Here is a 17,603-nt window from a genome sequence, read left to right as displayed (position 1 = left end):
ACCGTGCACGGGAGGCAAGGCCATGGGCGACAAGGCGAACGCACACCCCGGAGCCGCCGGCAGGGCAACAGCGGCCGACCACCCCGCGTCCGTACGGAATGTGGTGCTGGTCGGCCACTCCGGATCGGGCAAGACGACATTGGTGGAAGCTCTCGCACTCACCGCGGGGGCAGTGAACCGGGCGGGCCGCGTGGAGGACGGCGGCACCGTCTCGGACTACGACGAGATCGAGCACCGGCAGCAACGCTCGGTACAGCTCTCCCTGGTGCCCGTCGAATGGGACGGGTACAAGATCAACCTTCTGGACACCCCCGGATACGCCGACTTCGTCGGAGAACTCAGGGCCGGTCTGCGAGCGGCTGACGCGGCCCTTTTCGTCGTCTCGGCCTCGGACGGGGTGGACGGCTCCACGCGGATGGTGTGGGAGGAGTGCGCGGCCGTCGGGATGCCCCGCGCGATTGTGATCACGCATCTGGAGGCCGCGCGGGCGGACTTCGAGGAGATGACGCGGATCTGCGCGGAGACCTTCGGCGGCGACGACCCCGACGCCGTGCTCCCGCTCTATCTGCCGCTGCGCGGGCCGCAGGGGCCCGACGGGCACGCGCCCGTGACCGGCCTGACCGGACTGCTGTCGCAGAAGCTGTTCGACTACTCGTCCGGGGAGCGCAAGGAGTCCGAGCCGGGCGAGGACCTGCTGCCGGGGATCGAGGAGGCCCGCAACCGGCTGATCGAGGGGATCATCTCGGAGAGCGAGGACGAGACCCTCATGGACCGCTATCTGGGCGGCGAGGAGATCGACTTCAAGACGCTCGTGGAGGACCTGGAGCGGGCCGTCGCGCGCGGGGTGTTCCATCCGGTCCTGGCGGCCGCCCCCGCGGCCGACGGTGCCCGGCAGGGGCTCGGCACGGTCGAGCTGATGGAGCTGATCACAGGCGGGTTCCCGACACCGTTCGAGCACCCCACGCCGGGCGTCACGACCATCGACGGCAAGCCGCGCGAGATCAAGGCGTGCGACACCGAGGGGCCGCTGGTCGCGGAGGTCGTGAAGACGGCGTCCGATCCCTATGTCGGCCGGATCTCGCTGGTGCGGGTCTTCTCGGGCACCTTGCGCCCCGACGAGACGGTCCATGTCTCCGGGCACGGGCTCGCCGACCGCGGGCACGAGGACCACGACGTCGACGAGCGCATCGGTGCCCTGTCCGCCCCCTTCGGCAAGCAGCAGCGCCAGCTCTCGCACTGCATCGCGGGCGACCTCGCGTGCGTGGCCAAACTCAGCCGCGCGGAGACCGGCGACACCCTCTCGGCCAAGGACGACCCGCTGCTCATGGAGCCGTGGGAGATGCCGGACCCGCTGTTGCCGCTCGCCATCCAGGCGCACAGCAAGGCGGACGAGGACAAGCTCTCGCAGGGCCTCGCCCGACTGGTCGCCGAGGATCCGACCATGCGGCTCGAACAGAACCAGGACACCCACCAGGTCGTCCTGTGGTGCCTGGGCGAGGCGCACGCCGACGTGGCGCTCGAACGGCTGCGCAGCCGCTACGGCGTGCAGGTGGACGTCGTACCGCACCGGGTGTCCCTGCGGGAGACGTTCGCGGACAAGTCGGCCGGGCGCGGGCGGCATGTGAAGCAGTCCGGCGGCCACGGGCAGTACGCCATCTGCGAGATCGAGGTGGAGCCGCTGCCCGGCGGCTCGGGCATCGAGTTCGTGGACAAGGTCGTCGGCGGTGCCGTGCCGCGGCAGTTCATCCCGTCCGTCGAGAAGGGCGTACGGGCGCAGGCGGCCAAGGGAGTGGCCACCGGCCACCAGCTCATCGACGTCCGCGTGACGCTGCTGGACGGCAAGGCGCACTCCGTGGACTCCTCGGACGCCGCGTTCCAGACGGCCGGGGCACTGGCACTCAGGGAGGCGGCGGCGGAGGCGAGGATCCATCTGCTGGAGCCGGTCTCCGAGGTGTCCGTGCTGGTCGGCGACGACTACGTGGGCGCCGTGATGAGCGACCTGTCCGGGCGGCGCGGCCGGGTGCTCGGCACCGAGCAGACCAACGGCGGTCGCACGCTCATCAAGGCCGAGGTGCCCGAGATCGAGATCGGGCGGTACGCGGTGGACCTCAGGTCCCTGTCGCACGGCACCGCGCGCTTCAGCCGCTCCTATGCCCGCCACGAGCCCATGCCGCCGCAGATCGCCGAGAGGATCCGTGAAGAGGCGCGTGCCGCCTCGTAGTTGGGTCCGGACACCGCACAAGTGACGTCCGGAGCCCCTCGGGTGACGTTTGTGGAACGCTCCCCTCCGAATCGGCGGGCGGCTTCGGCCGTCCGCCGATTATTGTCAGCGCGTACCGATACGCTGATGACCTGATCAACAGGTGTGCGAAGCACGGAAGTCGGGAAGGCCGCAGTGGGTGAGTCCGGCGGCGATCGGGGGCGGGAATGACCGTTGACGGCGGTTACGCGGACATCTTCGGTCCGCAGGTGCCGCGCACGGGCGACGAGGCGCAGACGGCGACGTTCGCCCTGGCCTCGGCGGCCTATCGGGACAGTCCGGTGGAGGAGATCCTCAAGGCCAACAACGAGTGGCACGAGTCGGCCGTCAAGGGCGGCCGCAAGTGGGCGAAGATCTTCCGCCCCAACCTGGGCGAGGCGTTCTCCACGGCCGTGGTCACCCGCATGCTCGGCGCGGGCCGCAAGCCGCTCATCCAGTCCTTCGGAGCCGAGCCGCAGGTCGTGGTCGAGCACTGTCTCGCTGCGAACAACATCCGCCGGGACCGGGACAACTGGCTGACCGCCGTGATGGTGCTGTGCGGGGTGCTCTTCCTGCCGGGGCTCCTCGTCTGGCTGCTGGTCTTCACGCTGCGCACCAACATCGCCAAGCGTGAGGACAACAAGCAGGCGGGCGCGCTCGCCACCGCGCTGCTCGTCGCGATGGGCGCCCTCGCCGTGCTCTTCCTCCTCAAGATGCCGTTCAGCGGATTCTGGGGTCTGTACGCACGCGCGTGCGTCGTCCTGCCCGTGGTCGGCTGGTTCTGGGCCAAGCAGATCTGCGAGCGCACCGCCAGGGATCTGCGGGACCGCTGGGCCAGTCTGCTGGCCGGCAGCAGCGTGGGCGCCAAGGTGCCCGAGGCGGTGCCGAGCAACCCCGGCGAGACAGCGGCCGAGCAACTGCGCCAGTCCTTGGCCACGCTCAGCGCCGAGCAGCAGTCCAACTCGGTCTTCTACGCCGGTCCCAAGGGCATACTCGGCATGGGCACCCGGTGGGGCAGCTGGCAGCTCGCGGAGGACCTGGTGTCCGCCGACCCCACCCGGGAGATCCACCCCTTCCGCAGCTGGGACGTCATCCGTTCCATCCACGACCAACTCCGCATGCTGGAACGCAACACGATCAACACAGGCGGCTTCCCGAAGCCGTCCGTACGCCACTGGGTCGTCACCCCGATCGCGGAGGGCTCGAAGGAGGTGTCCCGGCCCGGAGGCACGGACGTGGACGCGTACCAGGTCAAGACCCACGCGATACAGGACATCTGCAACAAGCAGCAGTTCGGCGGCGGCGACCGGCACTACCTGGGCGTCCAGTGGACCCTCTGGGAGGGGCAGCTGGTCCTCACCATGCTGATCACGGTGACCGTGCTGCACGAGACGCTGCGCATCGAGGTCACCGGGCACGCACTGGGGCCGGTGCACGGCCTGTTCACCTCGAAGCCGGCGGCCAAGGAGAAGGAAGTCGCCAAGCAGGTCAAGTTCTGGGAGACCAAGAAGATCAAACTTCCGCTGGTCGACACGGACGAGGTGGTCCGCCTCACCGCGCGGGCGCCCCTGACCCGGTATCCGCCGCTGCTGAACTGGCTCGGCGGCTCGCTCGCCCTGCCCGAGCCGTTCGGTCTGCGGCACGCCTGGGCGGACAAGCCGTGGCGGCACCGCTTCATGGCCGACGACGCGCTGCGCGCCGCGACCCCGGTACTGAGGGTCGTGCACTCGGCGGCGATCCGGGTCCTCCGGGAGAACGGCGTGGACACCGAGAAGTTCGGCACGCGGGCGGGCTTCCTGAGCACGCAGGTGCAGGAGGTGTCGCCCCGGAAGGCGGACGTCTACGACGCGTAGGGGTGACGCGTAGGGGTGGGGGCCGGAATGGCCGGCCCCCTGCCTCACTCGCTCGGCCAGGCCTCCGCCAGCATCTTGCGGGTGTCGCCAAGGAGCTGCGGCAGCACCTTCGTGTGGCCGACGACCGGCATGAAGTTCGTGTCGCCGCCCCAGCGCGGGACGATGTGCTGATGGAGGTGGGCGGCGATACCGGCGCCGGCGACCGTCCCCTGGTTCATGCCGATGTTGAAGCCGTGCGCCCCGGAGGCCGCCCGCAGGGCCGTCATCGCCTGCTTGGTCAGCGCTGCCAGCTCAGCGGTCTCCGGCTCGGTGAGGTCGGTGTAGTCGGCCACATGACGGTAGGGCACGACCATGAGATGGCCGCCGGTGTAGGGGTAGAGGTTGAGCACCGCGTACACCAGCCGGCCACGCCGGACGACCAGACCGTCCTCGTCGGACTTGGCCGGAATCGAGCAGAAGGGGCAGCCGTCGTCGGCACCCGGGCCGGTCGGCTTGTTCTCGCCCTGGATGTAGGCCATCCGGTGGGGTGTCCACAGACGCTGGAACGCGTCCTGCGTCCCCACTCCCAACTGCTGCTCCGGCTCACTCGTCATGCAAAGCAGCATATGACTTCGCCCGTTCGCGCCGTGTCGGCGGGGTTGTGGGAAAAGCAGCCCGGGCCAAGCTGGGCGGGTGGACGACGACAGCGGCACACGCCCCGGCGGCGACAGGCAGGGAGCCGACGACAGCGGCACGCGCCCGGACAGCGACGGCCAGCGAGCCGACGACAGCCGCACGCGCCCCGGTGGCAACGAACAGGGAACCGACGACACCGACGATCGCCCCGGCGGCAACCGGCAGGGAGCCGACGACAACCGCACCCGCCCCTCCGGCAACGAACGGGGGACCGACGACACCGACGCGCGCCCCGGCGGCAACCGGCAGGGAGCCGAAGACAACCGCACCCGCCGCGGTGGCAACGAACAGGGAACCGACCACACTGACGCGCGCCCGGACAGCGACGGGCAGGGAGCCGAAGACAACCGCACCCGCCCCAGCCGCAACCGGCACGAACCCGACGGCACAGGCGCGCGCCAGCCTCAGGACACCGACGCGCACCAGGCTCAGGACTCGGACGCGCACGAGCCTCAGCGCAACGACCCGCGGCAGTCCTCCGGCAACCACGCTCCTGAGAGCGACGGCAACGACGGGCACGAACCCGACGGCACAGACGCGCACCAACCTCAGGGCTCGGACACACACCCGCGGCAGCCCTCCGACCACAACGCTCCCGAACCCCACGCCCCCGGCAAGCGAGAAGGCCACGGCCCAGCAGGCGACGAGGCCCGCGACACCCACGAAGCCGACATCCACAGCACCCCGGATGACGAGACCCACGACACACCGGGCCGTCCGCCCCGCGCCGGCCCCACCCACCGCCGCACCCACACCACGAACACCTCCGGAACCCACCGCAGCCCCGAGGCCGCCCACCGCCAGGCCCGCTGGGAGCAGCACGCCGAGATCCCCCTCGCCGTCGCCTCCCTGGTCTTCCTCGCCGGCTACGCGCTCCGGGTCCTGGCCCGCGGTCTCCCGGAAGCCGCACTCGACCTCTGCCTGGCGGTGACGCTGGCCGCCTGGGCACTGTTCGCCGTCGACTACGCGGTGCGCTGGCGTCTCAGCGGGCAGCGGCTGCACTTCGTACGGAAGCACGTGCTGGACACCGTGGTCCTGCTCCTGCCACTGCTGCGGCCGCTCAGGGTCGTGAAGGTGTACGAGGCCGTCCTGCGCCGCCGCGGCGAACCCCGACTCGCCCTGCACGCGCGCGTGATCGCGTACTCCGGTCTCTCGACCCTGCTGCTGGGCTTCGCCGGTGCCCTCGCCGTGTACCAGCAGGAGCGCGACGCCCCCGGCACCACCATGCCCACCTTCGGCGACGCCGTCTGGTGGGCCTGCGCCACCCTGACCACCGTCGGCTACGGCGACGTCACCCCGGTCACCCCACTGGGGCGTCTGATCGCGGTCGGCGTGATGATGATCGGGATGGCCCTGCTCGCCGCGGTGACCGGCACCTTCGCCTCCTGGCTGCTCCAGGTGTTCTCGCGGGAGGACGACGAAAGGCCCCCGGGAAGCTGAACTCCCCGAGGGCCCCGCCGTACGGGCATCAGACCTGCGCCCGCTCCTCCACGACCTTCGCGATCTTCGCGATGGCCTCGTCGAACGGGATGCCGTTCTCCTGCGAGCCGTCGCGGTAGCGGAAGGAGACCGAGCCGCCCGCCATGTCCTCGTCGCCCGCGATGACCATGAAGGGCACCTTCTGCTTCTGGGCGTTGCGGATCTTCTTCTGCATGCGGTCGGACGAGGAGTCGACCTCGACGCGCAGGCCCTGCTTCTTGGCCGCGGCCGCGAACTTCTCCAGGTACTCGACGTGCGCGTCGCCGATCGGGATGCCGAGCGCCTGGACCGGGGCCAGCCACGCCGGGAAGGCGCCCGCGTAGTGCTCCAGGAGCACCGCGAAGAACCGCTCGATGGAACCGAACAGCGCGCGGTGGATCATGACCGGACGCTGCTTGGAGCCGTCGGGCGAGGTGTACTCCAGCTCGAAGCGCTCCGGCAGGTTGAAGTCCAGCTGGATCGTGGACATCTGCCAGGTACGGCCGATGGCGTCCTTGGTCTGGACGGAGATCTTCGGGCCGTAGAAGGCGGCGCCACCGGGGTCGGGCACGAGCGGCAGGCCCTGCTTCTCGGCGACCTGGCGCAGCGTCTCCGTGGCCTCTTCCCAGACCTCGTCCGAGCCGACGAACTTCTCCGGGTCCTTGGTGGACAGCTCCAGGTAGAAGTCGGTCAGGCCGTAGTCGCGCAGCAGGCCGAGGACGAAGGTGAGCGTCTTGTCGAGCTCCTCCGACATCTGCTCACGGGTGCAGTAGATGTGCGCGTCGTCCTGCGTGAAGCCACGCGCACGCGTGAGGCCGTGCACGACGCCCGACTTCTCGTACCGGTACACGGTCCCGAACTCGAAGAGGCGCAGCGGCAGTTCGCGGTAGGAGCGGCCGCGCGCATCGAAGATCAGGTTGTGCATCGGGCAGTTCATGGGCTTGAGGTAGTAGTCCACGCCCTCGTCGAGCTGCATGGGCGGGTACATGCCGTCGGCGTACCAGTCCAGGTGCCCGGACTGCTCGAAGAGCTTCCCCTTCGTCGCGTGCGGGGTGTAGACGAACTCGTAGCCCTCCTCCTCGTGGCGGCGGCGCGAGTAGTCCTCCATCACCCGGCGGATGATGCCGCCCTTGGGGTGGAAGACGGCGAGTCCGGAGCCGATCTGCTCCGGGATGGAGAACAGGTCGAGCTCGGAGCCCAGCTTGCGGTGGTCGCGCTTCTCGGCCTCGGCGAGGAAGTCGAGGTGCGCCTTCAGCTCGTCCTTGGTCGGCCACGCGGTGCCGTAGATGCGCTGGAGCATCGGGTTCTTCTCGCTGCCGCGCCAGTAGGCGGCCGCGTTGCGCATCAACTTGAAGGCCGGAATCGCGCGGGTCGACGGCAGGTGGGGGCCGCGGCAGAGGTCCTTCCAGCACAGGTCGCCGGTCTTGGCGTCGAGGTTGTCGTAGATGGTCAGCTCACCGGAGCCGACCTCGACGTCCGCGCCGTCGTCCGAGGAGGCCGAGCCCTTGAGGCCGATCAGTTCGAGCTTGTACGGCTCGTCCGACAGCTCCTCGCGAGCCGCCTCGTCGGTCACCACGCGGCGGGAGAACTTCTGTCCCCGCTTCTGGATCTCCTGCATCTTCTTCTCGATGGCCTTGAGATCCTCGGGCGTGAACGGCTTCTCGACGTCGAAGTCGTAGTAGAAGCCGTCCTTGACCGGCGGGCCGATGCCCAGCTTGGCCTCGGGGAAGAGCTCCTGCACGGCCTGCGCCATCACGTGCGCGGTGGAGTGGCGCAGGATGTTGAGACCGTCCTCGGAGGAGATCTCGACGCCCTCGACCTCCTCGCCCTCGGACAGGACGTACGCGAGGTCCTTGAGCTCGCCTCCCACGCGCGCGGCGACGATCGAGCGCTCGCCGGCGAAGAGCTCGGCGGCCGTAGTGCCCGTCGTCACCACGCGCTCTTCCCGCTCGGAATCGCGATGGATGATCACACGGACGTCTGACACCGGTCTCTCCTGACTGAAGGTGGGTGCGGCGCCATACCGGGAGCGCGCGCAATAGGGGATCGTACCGACCCGGCACCCACCAGCGCGAAATCAGTCCCCAGCGCGGGACTCCTCGAAGGGCTCCTCGCCCGACCCTTCGCAGGCCTCCTCGAAGAAGTCGAGATTCTCCTGGAGGGACTTCATCAGCCGGTCCCGCTCGGCCTCGTCGACCTGCACGGGCACGACGCCCGTGGCCCCGGTGAGCCTGCGGAAGCCGCCGCGGCTCTCCAGCCTGCCGTGCACCCGGACCGGGAGCCCGACCAGGTGGGCGTGCCCGGCGATGCGGTACGCCTCCTCGTCCAGGGTCAGCCGGACGTGCGGGATCTCGGCGCCGGCGAGCACCCGCAGCCGTACCGACCCGTCCCCGCGCGGCCCCGACCTGCGCATCCGCACCACCGTCCCGGTGAGCCGCACCGCGACGGAGGGCTCCTCGCGCAGGAAGCGGGCCCCGGCCTCGCGCAGCACGGACAGGTCGCCGGGCGAGAACTCGACGGCCTCCGAGGACGCCGCGCACCCTGCGGGGACCCCGGCGGCGGGTGCCCACTCGACGGCGATCCGCGCGCCTTCCGTCCCGCGGACGAGGGCGATCAGCGCCTCGGTGAGCTCGCGGCTGACCCCGGCCTCCACGGCGCCGTCGAAGGCGTCCATGCCGCCGGTGGCCCGCTGGTAGTCGATGGCCTCGCGGGTGGCGCACAGAGCCTGGTGCAGGCGGACGGCGAGCGGGCGGCCGGTGTCGACGGGAACGAAGGCGGTGAGGCGGCGGCCACCGGCGGCGGAGCCGACCAGGACGGTGTCGAGGGACGCGGCCGCCGTACGGCGGTAACGGGCGCCGTAGTAGCCGGCACGCGCGCGTGTGGCGAGCGCGCCGGCGAGCAGGGTCTGGCGGGCGGCGGCGCGCAGTTGCTCCTCGACGGTCCAGGCCGTGGCGTCGGCGGGGCCGGTCGGGACGTCCCGCCACCAGCGGATCTCGTCGCTGGGCACGGCGAGCCCGAGGAGCACCTCGCGCGCGGCGGGCGTGCCACTGCGGGACAGGGCGACGAGGGCCTCGCCGAGGAGGTCCTCGCTGTCGGGGAAGGCGCGGCTCTCGGGCACCAGCAGGCTGGTTCCGCCGCCGCCCGGCCCCGGCGGGGTCCAGCGGCCGTAGCGACCGGGGGCGCCGCCCCGCCGCTGCCAGCCGTGCCGGTGCAGCAGGGCGCTCAGGACGGCGGGGTCGACCTCGTCGGGGGTGGGCGGACGGTCCCAGTGGGCCTCCGGGTGGGGGCGTACCGCGCGCAGTGGCTCCTGAAGCGGGCGGTGGGTCATGGTCTGCCTCCCGTCCCGACCCGCGTCATGATCTCGCACAGCGCCCGGTCGTCGAAGATGCGGTTGGTGGGGATCCGCACGGTGGTCCGGGTCCGGCCGGTGATGGGGTGGCCGGCCAGGTTGACCCAGTAGCAGCAGTGCCTGAGGTCCAGGCGGTCGTGGCCGGCGCGCAGCCAGTCGTCCTGGGCTCTCGGCACGAGCATGACCACGAGGATCTTGTGCACCGAGACCGGGGTGCGGGCGAGTTTGCGCAGATGGTCGTTGTCGAGCGTGAAGGAGAAGAAGCGGCCCGGCGGGTTGGGGGCCACCTGGTAGGTGCACTTGAGCTGCACCTTGATGGTGACCTCGTCGTCGACGGTGTGTCCGGGTGAGCCGTGGCTGACGTGCCAGTCGATGCCGTTGTCCGGAAAGGGTTGGGACAACGAGCAGCCGGCCGCCGCCGCGACCGCGTGCAGATAGCCCACCTGCAGTGTCTCCATGCAGGCGGTGGTGGCGAGCGTGCCGCGAAGGGGGCCCGCTCGTTCGGGCAGCAGCCCGCCCCGCTCGGGCTGCGCTATCGCCATGACCAACAGCCTTCCAAGCCAAGTGACATGCCCTCACAAGGGCCACATGAATCCCACGCCGGGCCGCTGAACTGCAAAGACCCGCACTCCTGTTGTGTCCTTCCGGCGTACGTCGCAAACAGCCCGGGTATCACCAAACGGGGCAGAAGACGGTGCGTCAGCTGCCGTGGGTGAACGAGGGGTTGAGTTGGTATGACGTGCTGGTACGAAGGGCCCCTGGCCGCTTTCGACACCGAGACCACCGGCGTGGACGTCGAGACCGACCGGATCGTGTCGGCCGCCGTCGTCGTCCAGGACGCGGCGGGCACCCGGCCACGGGTGAGCCGGTGGCTGGTCAATCCGGGTGTGCCGGTGCCCGCCGGGGCGACGGCGGTGCACGGGCTGACGGAGGAGCATCTCCAGCGCAACGGCCGCTGGCCGGCGCCGGTGATGTTCGAGATAGCCGAGACGCTGGCGGAGCAGGCGGCCGCGGGCCGTCCGCTGGTCGTGATGAACGCGCCGTTCGATCTGACCGTCCTGGACCGGGAGTTGCGCCGCCATCGGGCCTCGTCGCTGGATCGCTGGCTGGATTCCTCGCCGCTGCTGGTGCTGGATCCGCGGGTCCTCGACAAGCACCTGGACCGCTACCGCAAGGGCCGTCGCACCCTGACCGACCTGTGCGAGCACTACGGTGTCACTCTGGACGGCGCGCACGACGCGGCGGCCGACGCGCAGGCGGCGCTGGATGTCGTACGAGCGGTCGGGCGCCGGTTCGCCACCCGGCTGGAGCGGCTGGAACCACCCGAGCTGCACAGCCTCCAGGCGGTGTGGCACGCGGCCCAGGCGCGGGGCCTGCAGGCCTGGTTCGCGCGCAGCGGCTCGGAGGAGTCGGTGGACCCGGCATGGCCGCTGCGCCCGGACCTGCCCGCGGCGGCGTGACGCAAAAAACCGGTCTGCGAGTGCAGACCGGTCCTTTTCCGGGTGGGCGATACTGGGTTCGAACCAGTGACCTCTTCGGTGTGAACGAAGCGCTCTCCCACTGAGCTAATCGCCCGGGAACGCACTGAACAATACAGGTCCCCGCGGGTTTCCTTCAAACCGCTTCCAAGTAGGCGACGAGCCCTCGCCGTCCGGCGCGCATCATCAGCCGGTGGTTGGCCAGGAAGACCGGCCGTCCGGGCACGGCGAAGCGCCGGAGCAGCGGCTTGTTCACCTCGGTGACCTGGTCGTAGTGGGCGAGGCTGCCGTCGCCGTCCGCGGTGATCGTCCAGCGCGCCCAGCCGTCGAGGTCACCGTCCATCGCGAGCTCCAGCACCCCGGCCGCCGGGTCGCGCCGCACCTCGCGCGCGGTGAAGACCAGGTCGTACGGCAGCACGGCGCGGATCGTGATGAGGCCGCTGGTGTCGTCGAGCCGTCGCACCTCGCGCACCTGGGGCCACCAGCGCGGATACTCCTCGGCACGCTCCAGCACGTCGTAGACGACGGCGGGCTTCGCGGGCAGGGACCACAGGCTGCGGAAGCGGTATCGGGTCCAGTCCATGGGGAGAGTCTGGCATCGGATCCGAGTACGTTTTGAGTACCCGTACTCATGTCGCGCCGCGTGACCCAGCCCACACTTCAGGGCATGACACACATCCCGCCCCCGGCCGAGGAGCTGCGCCTCCTCGACGCCGAGCTGTGGCAACTGGACGCCCGCCGGGCCCAGTTGCTGGCCCGCCGGGCCTGGCTGGTCGCCGCGCTCCAGCCGAAGTGGCAGGCGCCGCAGCCGACCGGCCCGGCGCCCGCCGCACCTCCTCGCCCCGAGGCGAGCGCACCGAGCGTGCAGAACGTGCTCCTGGTGCTCGGCGGTGTCCTGCTCACCGTCGCGGCGATGGTGTTCACCCTGGTCAGCTGGGGTCACCTGGGGATCACCGGCCGGGCCCTGGTCCTGGGCGCCGTGACGGCGGCCACGCTCACCGCCCCGCTTCCGCTGCTGAAGCGCGGGCTGCGCTCGACGGCCGAGTCGGTGGCGGGCCTGGGTCTGGCGCTGACGGTCCTGGACGCGGTCGCGCTGCACGGCGCCGTGTTCCCGCAGAGTGCCGGGGCGCTGTACACGGCGGTCGCCTCGGCCCTGCTGGCCGGACTCTGGGCGGCGTACGGCCTCCTGCCGCGCATGTCCGAGCTGCGCCTGCCTCACCCGTTCGCCCTGGTCGCGGCCCAACTCCCGCTGTTCTTCTGGGCGATCGCGGCCGACGCGGGCTCGTACGGGCTCACGGCCGCGCTCCTGGTGACGGCCGGCCTCGACACGGTCGTGGCGCTCCGGATGACGTCCAGGTCCCTCCGTGTGGTCGCCGCGATCGGCGCGTACGGGGTGGGGGCCTGGGGCGTACTGGCCGCCGGCTGGCTGACCTGGACAGCCTCCGGCCCGAGCGCCGCCACCCGTGCGGCGGCGCTCCTTCTCCTCGCGAGCGCGATCGCGCTGAGCGCCGCGTGGCAGAGCGCCGGCACCGGCCGGTCCACGCCCGCCGACGGTCGGTCCGTCGGTCTGGGTGTCGCCTCCGGCCTGCTCGCGGTGGCCGCGCTCGGTGGCACGGCACGTTCCCTGCTGCCCGAGTCGTGGACCGTTCCGGCTCATCTGGCCTTCGGGATCGCTCTGTTGGCGGCACTCGGGCTCGACCGACTGCCCGGCTCGGTGCGGCAAGGTCTGGCCTGGGCCTCCGGGGCCGTACAGGCGCTGTCCCTGCTGTGGGCCCTGCCCGTCCTCGGTGTCGTCGTGCTGGGCCCGCTCGCCTGGGTCTCGCGGGCATGGACCGGCGCCCCGGCGGACGCCCGCGCCGCGGTGACCGTGGACGTGGCCTGGCCGCCGCACGCGGAGGCGGTGCCGGTCGTCCTGGCCGGTGTCGCGGCCGTACTCGCCCTGGCCGTACGGAACACGACCTGGCGTCCTCGCGCGCTGGCAGGGGCGCTGGGCCTGGCCTGGGCCACCACCCTCGTTGTTCCGGCCGTGCTGGAACTGCCTTACTTCGCAGGCTTGTTGATCCAGGGCGCCGCAACCGTCCTGGTCCTGACGGCAGCGGTGTTCCTACGGCAGCAACTCACCGCGCTCCTCCTCGCACTCGTCACCTCCGCAAGCCTCGCTCTCGTGGCGCTCGCCTCCCAGACGGAGACCCTCGTCGTGCTCTGCGGCCTGATCGCGGTGTTCGCGGCGGCCTCCTGGCGCCTCGCCCCCGTCACGGCCCCGACCGCCCTCGTCCACGGCGCCGCACTGGCCTGCGCGATCGGCGCCGCCGCGGGCTGGTCACCGGCGCACACCGGCCTGCTTGTCCTGGTGGTCCCCGTGATCGCGGCCCTTCTCGCCTGGCGTCTCGGCGACTCGAGGGCCACCGTGCCCGTCGAGGTGGCCGGAGCCGCGGCCGCTGTCCTCGCCATCGCGCTGGCGGCGACCGACCTGCCCCTGCTCGCCACGGTCCTGGCCCTGTGCGGAGTGATCGCGGCGGGCACGGCCATCCGTGCGGACCGCCGCCCCGTCGGCTACGCGGCCGCCGCCCTGTTCGTCCTGGCCATCTGGGTCCGTCTGGCGGCCTGGGACGTGAGCACCCCGGAGGCGTACACGCTCCCGGTCACGATCCCCGCGCTGCTGGTCGGAGCCCTGCGCCACCGCCGTGACCCGCGGACCTCGTCCTGGACGGCGTACGCCCCCGGTCTGACCGCCACACTCGTCCCGAGCCTCTTCGCGGCGTGGGGCGACCCCCACTGGACCCGTCCCCTGCTGCTCGGCCTGGCCGCCCTGCTGGTCACCCTGGCGGGCGCCCGCCACCACCTCCAGGCCCCACTCCTGCTGGGCGGCGCGGTCCTGCTCCTGGACGCCCTGCACGAACTGGCCCCGTACATCGTCCAGGTGACCGACGCCCTCCCCCGCTGGGTGCCCCCGGCCCTGGTCGGCCTGCTCCTGCTCGCACTGGGCGCCACCTACGAACACCGCCTCAGGGATGCCAGAAGGATGCGCCACTTCTTGACCAGCATGCACTGAACACGCCCAGGGGCGCGGGGAACTGCGCGACCGCCACGACGAGCCGGCAGTTCCCCGCCACACAAGCCAAGCCCCTACGGCATCTTGTCTCCCAGCAGCGCCAGGTTCTCGATGGCGGCCAGCCCGTACAACGCGGTGTCGTTCGTCGACACCCAGGCCGCCTCACTGCCCGCCACCAACGAGACCGGACCGCTCAACGCCTCCGTCTTCCAGGGCGCCGACTCCTTGTACCCGTCGGAGTTGTAGAACTTGTCCCACGCGCGCGTGGCCAGCTTGGCGTCCCCGGTCTTCACGGCCGCGTAGGCGTCCAGCCGGGAGTGGCCCTGGAAGAGCAGCAGGGTCCCGAAGTTGGACCCGTACCGCGCCGCCTGCTCGGCCTTGGTCGCGTTGAAGTAGCGGCAGTAGTCGAAGTACGCCTCGTTGAACTTGGGCATGTCGACGAGGTCGATGAGCTCGGCGCACAGCTCGTTGAGCCCGAACACCGCGGACAGGTGCGAGACCCCGACGACCGGCGCCGAGGCCACCGCGAACTTGCCGGTGTCGAGGTCGTACAGGCCACTGCCCTGTACGAATCCGTTGGGCTGGGCGGCGATGCCCTCCATCGTCGACAGGACGCGCGCCTTGGCCTTCTCCCACTTGGGCCCCTTGCGCTCCCACTCGGTCAGCCAGGCAGAGACGAGCCCGCTCCAGTCCGTGCCGAAGCCGACCGACAGGGCGTGCCGGTCGGGCGTGTACGGGTCGGTGCGTACCTTGCGCAGGGGGTCCAGTACGAGGAACGTCTCGTCGGAGTCGACGTTGGCGTGCATGAGGTCGCCGACCCGCTCGTCCGCGGTGAGGAAGTAGTAGTAGCGGCGGTACGTCGTGTTGGCGATGCGCTGCTGCTTGGCGCTGTCGGCGTAGTGCTGCACCCCGTGCCGGGTGCCGAGTCCGGCCCACTGGCCCAGGTGGTACACGTCGACCTCGCCGGTGTGCCGGGTCATCGCCTCGGCGAACCGGAAGATGTCCGCGCGGCCGCTGCGGATGTACGCGAACCACAGCCACAGGTCCGGTGAAAGCTCGGAGTTGTCCCAGGCGTAGCCGCCGATGTCGTACCGCCACTGGTGCCTGACGGTGTCATAGGTGTGCATGATGTCGCCGTAGTCCCAGAAGCCGTACCAGCGGCGCTGCTCCACCTGGTCCTTGTAGTAGGTGAAGAGGAAGTCGAGGTGGTCCTCGATCTTCGCCTTGGCGGGCGTGGACCGGTCGGGCTCGGAGTAGAGGCCGGGTCCGAAGACCTTCGCCTCGATGAGCTGCTTGGGCGGGGCGGCGAGCTGTGGCAACACCCGTACCGCCTCGACCTGTTGGGCGAGAGTCTCCGGGGACGGCGTCGACTCGTTGGCCCAGAACAGCAGTTCCGAGGTGCGGGCGATGCCGTAGGGGGTGCCGAACTCCGGCTCGTAGTCCTCGTAGGTGATGTTGAGGCCCTCGAGCTGTTCGGCGAAGGTGTCCTGGCCCATGCCGTCGTGGTAGAAGCGCAGGTCCATGGGCTGGGCCTCGGGCGACCAGAGCCAGAGAGTGACCTCGGCCTCGTCGGTCTGGGCGTCGCGGATGTCGAGCTGGGAGGGGTGCTTCTCCCAGAAGTCCCGCAGGCCGAAGGAGAATCCGCCGCTCGCGCCACCGACGTAGCCGAAGCCGGAGGCCCGCCTGCCGCCGCCGGCGCCGACCCAGCCGTGTCCCTTCTTGGTGCGCTTGCGCAGGGTGAAGCCGTCGGCGGAGAGCTGGGAGAGGGTGTAGTCGCCCCACTCGGGGATGTACTGGAGCCGGGTGGTGACCCGCTGGTCCCAGGTGGCGGGGTCGGGCAGCTTCCTGCCCGCGTACTGGGCCTCCTGCACGGCGATGCCGGGGTCACGGCGCAGCCCGGTGATGCCCTTGACGGCCTCCCGCAGCAGGCCGGTGCCCTCGCCGCCGATACGGATGTGGCGGTCGTACGCCTGGTCGCGCATCGGCACGGTGAAGCGGACGCCGAGGCCGCGGATGAAGTCGCCGCTGGCCTTGCCGGGTTCCTGGGTGCCGTCGTAGGTGATGGTGTGCACCATGCGGAAGGAGTCGGCGCCCGCGTAGAAGTAGAGGCGGATCGAGAAGGGCAGCCAACTCCGTTTGCCCTTGCGGTGCTTGCCGTCGATCTTGACGACCGCGCGGACCGGGCCCGACTGCTCGACGGTGACCTCGGAGACGGCCCCCTCGAAGCGCTCGGTCTTGACCGTCCCCTGATCCTCGTCCTCGATCTCGGGCTGGCGGATCAGCACGAGCCGCCCGTTCTTGGCGATCTCCGTCGAGCCGCGGGTGACCGACTTGATGAGGGTGGCGCCCGACTTGCCGATCTTGGCGGTGATGACACCGGTGGAGACGGTGATGGTGCCGCCGCTCTTGTCGACGGTGACCTTCTTCTCGGGTACGGCGGCGTCACCCGCGCTCAGCGACAGCTTGCCCGTGCCCGAACTGACCGCGTGCGCGGTCCACTTGAGGGAGCCGTCGGGCCAGTAGGCGATCGGCCAGGACTGGACGGGCACGGCCTTGCCGTCGGCGTCCGTGACCGCGAACTTCTGGTCCTGCTGATAGGTGCCCTTGGGCCAGGGGACACCGACGGTGGAGCCGGGGGCGGCGCCGAGGCCGCCGTCCTCCAGCCAGTCCAGGGTCACGGGAGAGTCGTCGGCCTCGGCGGCTCTGGGCGCGGCCTGCGCGTCCTTGGCTCCCAGCGCCCAGCTGAACTGCGCGGCGGCGCCGGCCACGGCGGCGGCTTTGAGGATGGACCTGCGGGGGATGGGGGACATGGCCATTCCTTTCCATGGAACAGGCTGGTCAGGGGCATGACAGAGAGAGGTTCGACGCCGAGGCGCCGACCCTGTGCTGACAAGAGCACCGCTCGTCAGCGGCGCCGGTAGCGCTCCTCCACGGCCACGGCCGCCGCCGCGACAGCCCCGAGGACCGGGACCGCCAGCGGCGCGACGAACCCCGCGGACAGGGCCACGACGGCCAGGCCGGCGACGATCAGGAAGGACCCGGCAGGGTCGCGCAGGGTCCGGCGTACGGCGTCGGCGAGCAGCGCGCGCCAGGAGGCGCCCGGAGCCCAGACCGCCGCCGCGCGCAGCCCGGCCACCACGAGGCCGATCAGCGCGAACAGTCCGACGGCCCCGACCAGCGGGCCGCCGGGGATCCCGGCCCGCGCGGCCTGCACGTCCACCCAGACCGCGGCCGCGGCCACCCACCCGGCGACCCCGACGAGCCACCCGCGGCGCACGGCCGTACGGAAGTCCGCGACGAACTCCCGTCGGCCGCCGCCCTCATGGCTTGTACGACGCCGCAGGTGGCGTGCCCCGGCGGCGAAGGCCGCCGGATAGGTGACGAGCCCGAGGCAGGCCACGGCGATCCACACGCCGGTGAGCAGGGTCTCGGCGAAGAGAGCGAAGCGCTCGCCGCCGAACACGGACGCCCTGCGGGCCTTCACACGCACTTGCGCCAT

The 17,603-nt window shown here is 71.1% G+C and carries 12 protein-coding genes and 1 tRNA gene; 5 read left to right on the top strand and 8 right to left on the bottom strand.

The features are described 5' to 3' along the window. Positions 1-22: 22 nt before the first annotated feature. Complete coding sequence (locus tag D1369_RS33740; protein WP_007380726.1) at positions 23-2,221, top strand: elongation factor G-like protein EF-G2; 2,199 nt, start codon at positions 23-25, stop codon at positions 2,219-2,221. 206 nt (positions 2,222-2,427) lie between these two features. Next, entirely contained in the window at positions 2,428-4,092 is a 1,665-nt protein-coding gene (locus tag D1369_RS33735; protein WP_007380727.1) for a hypothetical protein, read from the top strand. Between the two features lie 44 nt (positions 4,093-4,136). Here the strand turns inward: D1369_RS33735 and D1369_RS33730 are convergent, their stop codons facing one another. Further along, the gene (locus D1369_RS33730; RefSeq protein ID WP_237557608.1) at positions 4,137-4,685 is read right to left on the bottom strand and encodes an HIT domain-containing protein; all 549 of its coding nucleotides are present in this window, start codon (positions 4,683-4,685) and stop codon (positions 4,137-4,139) included. A gap of 910 nt (positions 4,686-5,595) precedes the next feature. On the opposite strand from D1369_RS33730, the gene D1369_RS33725 reads away from it, so the two are divergent. Then, positions 5,596-6,207, top strand: a complete 612-nt coding sequence (locus D1369_RS33725) for a potassium channel family protein (protein ID WP_050789866.1) — start codon at positions 5,596-5,598, stop codon at positions 6,205-6,207. 28 nt (positions 6,208-6,235) lie between these two features. Here D1369_RS33725 and thrS read toward each other — a convergent pair whose 3' ends face one another. From thrS to D1369_RS33710, 3 genes are all read right to left on the bottom strand, one after another. After that, positions 6,236-8,212 carry a threonine--tRNA ligase gene (thrS, locus tag D1369_RS33720; RefSeq protein ID WP_007380730.1) on the bottom strand — a complete coding sequence of 659 codons (1,977 nt, stop codon included), beginning with the start codon at positions 8,210-8,212 and terminating at the stop codon, positions 6,236-6,238. 90 nt (positions 8,213-8,302) lie between these two features. Further along, positions 8,303-9,553 (bottom strand): hypothetical protein, encoded by a 1,251-nt coding sequence (locus tag D1369_RS33715; RefSeq protein ID WP_007380731.1) that lies wholly within the window; start codon positions 9,551-9,553, stop codon positions 8,303-8,305. Then, positions 9,550-10,116 (bottom strand): DUF4365 domain-containing protein, encoded by a 567-nt coding sequence (locus D1369_RS33710; RefSeq protein ID WP_007380732.1) that lies wholly within the window; start codon positions 10,114-10,116, stop codon positions 9,550-9,552. The genes D1369_RS33715 and D1369_RS33710 overlap by 4 nt, the downstream gene beginning before the upstream one ends. Positions 10,117-10,308: 192 nt before the next feature. Between D1369_RS33710 and D1369_RS33705 the strand changes: the two genes are divergently transcribed. Then, on the top strand, positions 10,309-11,034 hold the full coding sequence (locus tag D1369_RS33705) for a 3'-5' exonuclease (protein WP_007380733.1): 726 nt from the start codon (positions 10,309-10,311) through the stop codon (positions 11,032-11,034). A 43-nt stretch (positions 11,035-11,077) separates the two neighbouring features. On the opposite strand, the gene D1369_RS33700 is transcribed toward D1369_RS33705, so the two are convergent. Beyond that, positions 11,078-11,149: transfer RNA gene (locus tag D1369_RS33700), tRNA-Val, on the bottom strand. Positions 11,150-11,188: 39 nt separating this feature from the next. After that, on the bottom strand, positions 11,189-11,635 hold the full coding sequence (locus tag D1369_RS33695) for an SRPBCC family protein (protein WP_007380734.1): 447 nt from the start codon (positions 11,633-11,635) through the stop codon (positions 11,189-11,191). An 84-nt stretch (positions 11,636-11,719) separates the two neighbouring features. Here D1369_RS33695 and D1369_RS33690 point away from each other — a divergent pair, with 84 nt between their 5' ends. Then, positions 11,720-14,104 (top strand): hypothetical protein, encoded by a 2,385-nt coding sequence (locus tag D1369_RS33690; protein WP_205574498.1) that lies wholly within the window; start codon positions 11,720-11,722, stop codon positions 14,102-14,104. A 74-nt stretch (positions 14,105-14,178) separates the two neighbouring features. Here the strand turns inward: D1369_RS33690 and D1369_RS33685 are convergent, their stop codons facing one another. Both D1369_RS33685 and D1369_RS33680 read right to left on the bottom strand, forming a co-directional pair. Next, positions 14,179-16,914, bottom strand: a complete 2,736-nt coding sequence (locus D1369_RS33685) for a Tat pathway signal sequence domain protein (protein WP_118082791.1) — start codon at positions 16,912-16,914, stop codon at positions 14,179-14,181. Positions 16,915-17,009: 95 nt separating this feature from the next. Further along, positions 17,010-17,603: a hypothetical protein gene (locus tag D1369_RS33680; RefSeq protein ID WP_007380738.1), complete on the bottom strand. Its 594-nt coding sequence runs from the start codon at positions 17,601-17,603 to the stop codon at positions 17,010-17,012.

The organism is Streptomyces sp. CC0208, assembly GCF_003443735.1.
Lineage (GTDB): Bacteria > Actinomycetota > Actinomycetes > Streptomycetales > Streptomycetaceae > Streptomyces > Streptomyces sviceus.
This window is presented reverse-complemented; position numbering and strand designations above follow the sequence as displayed.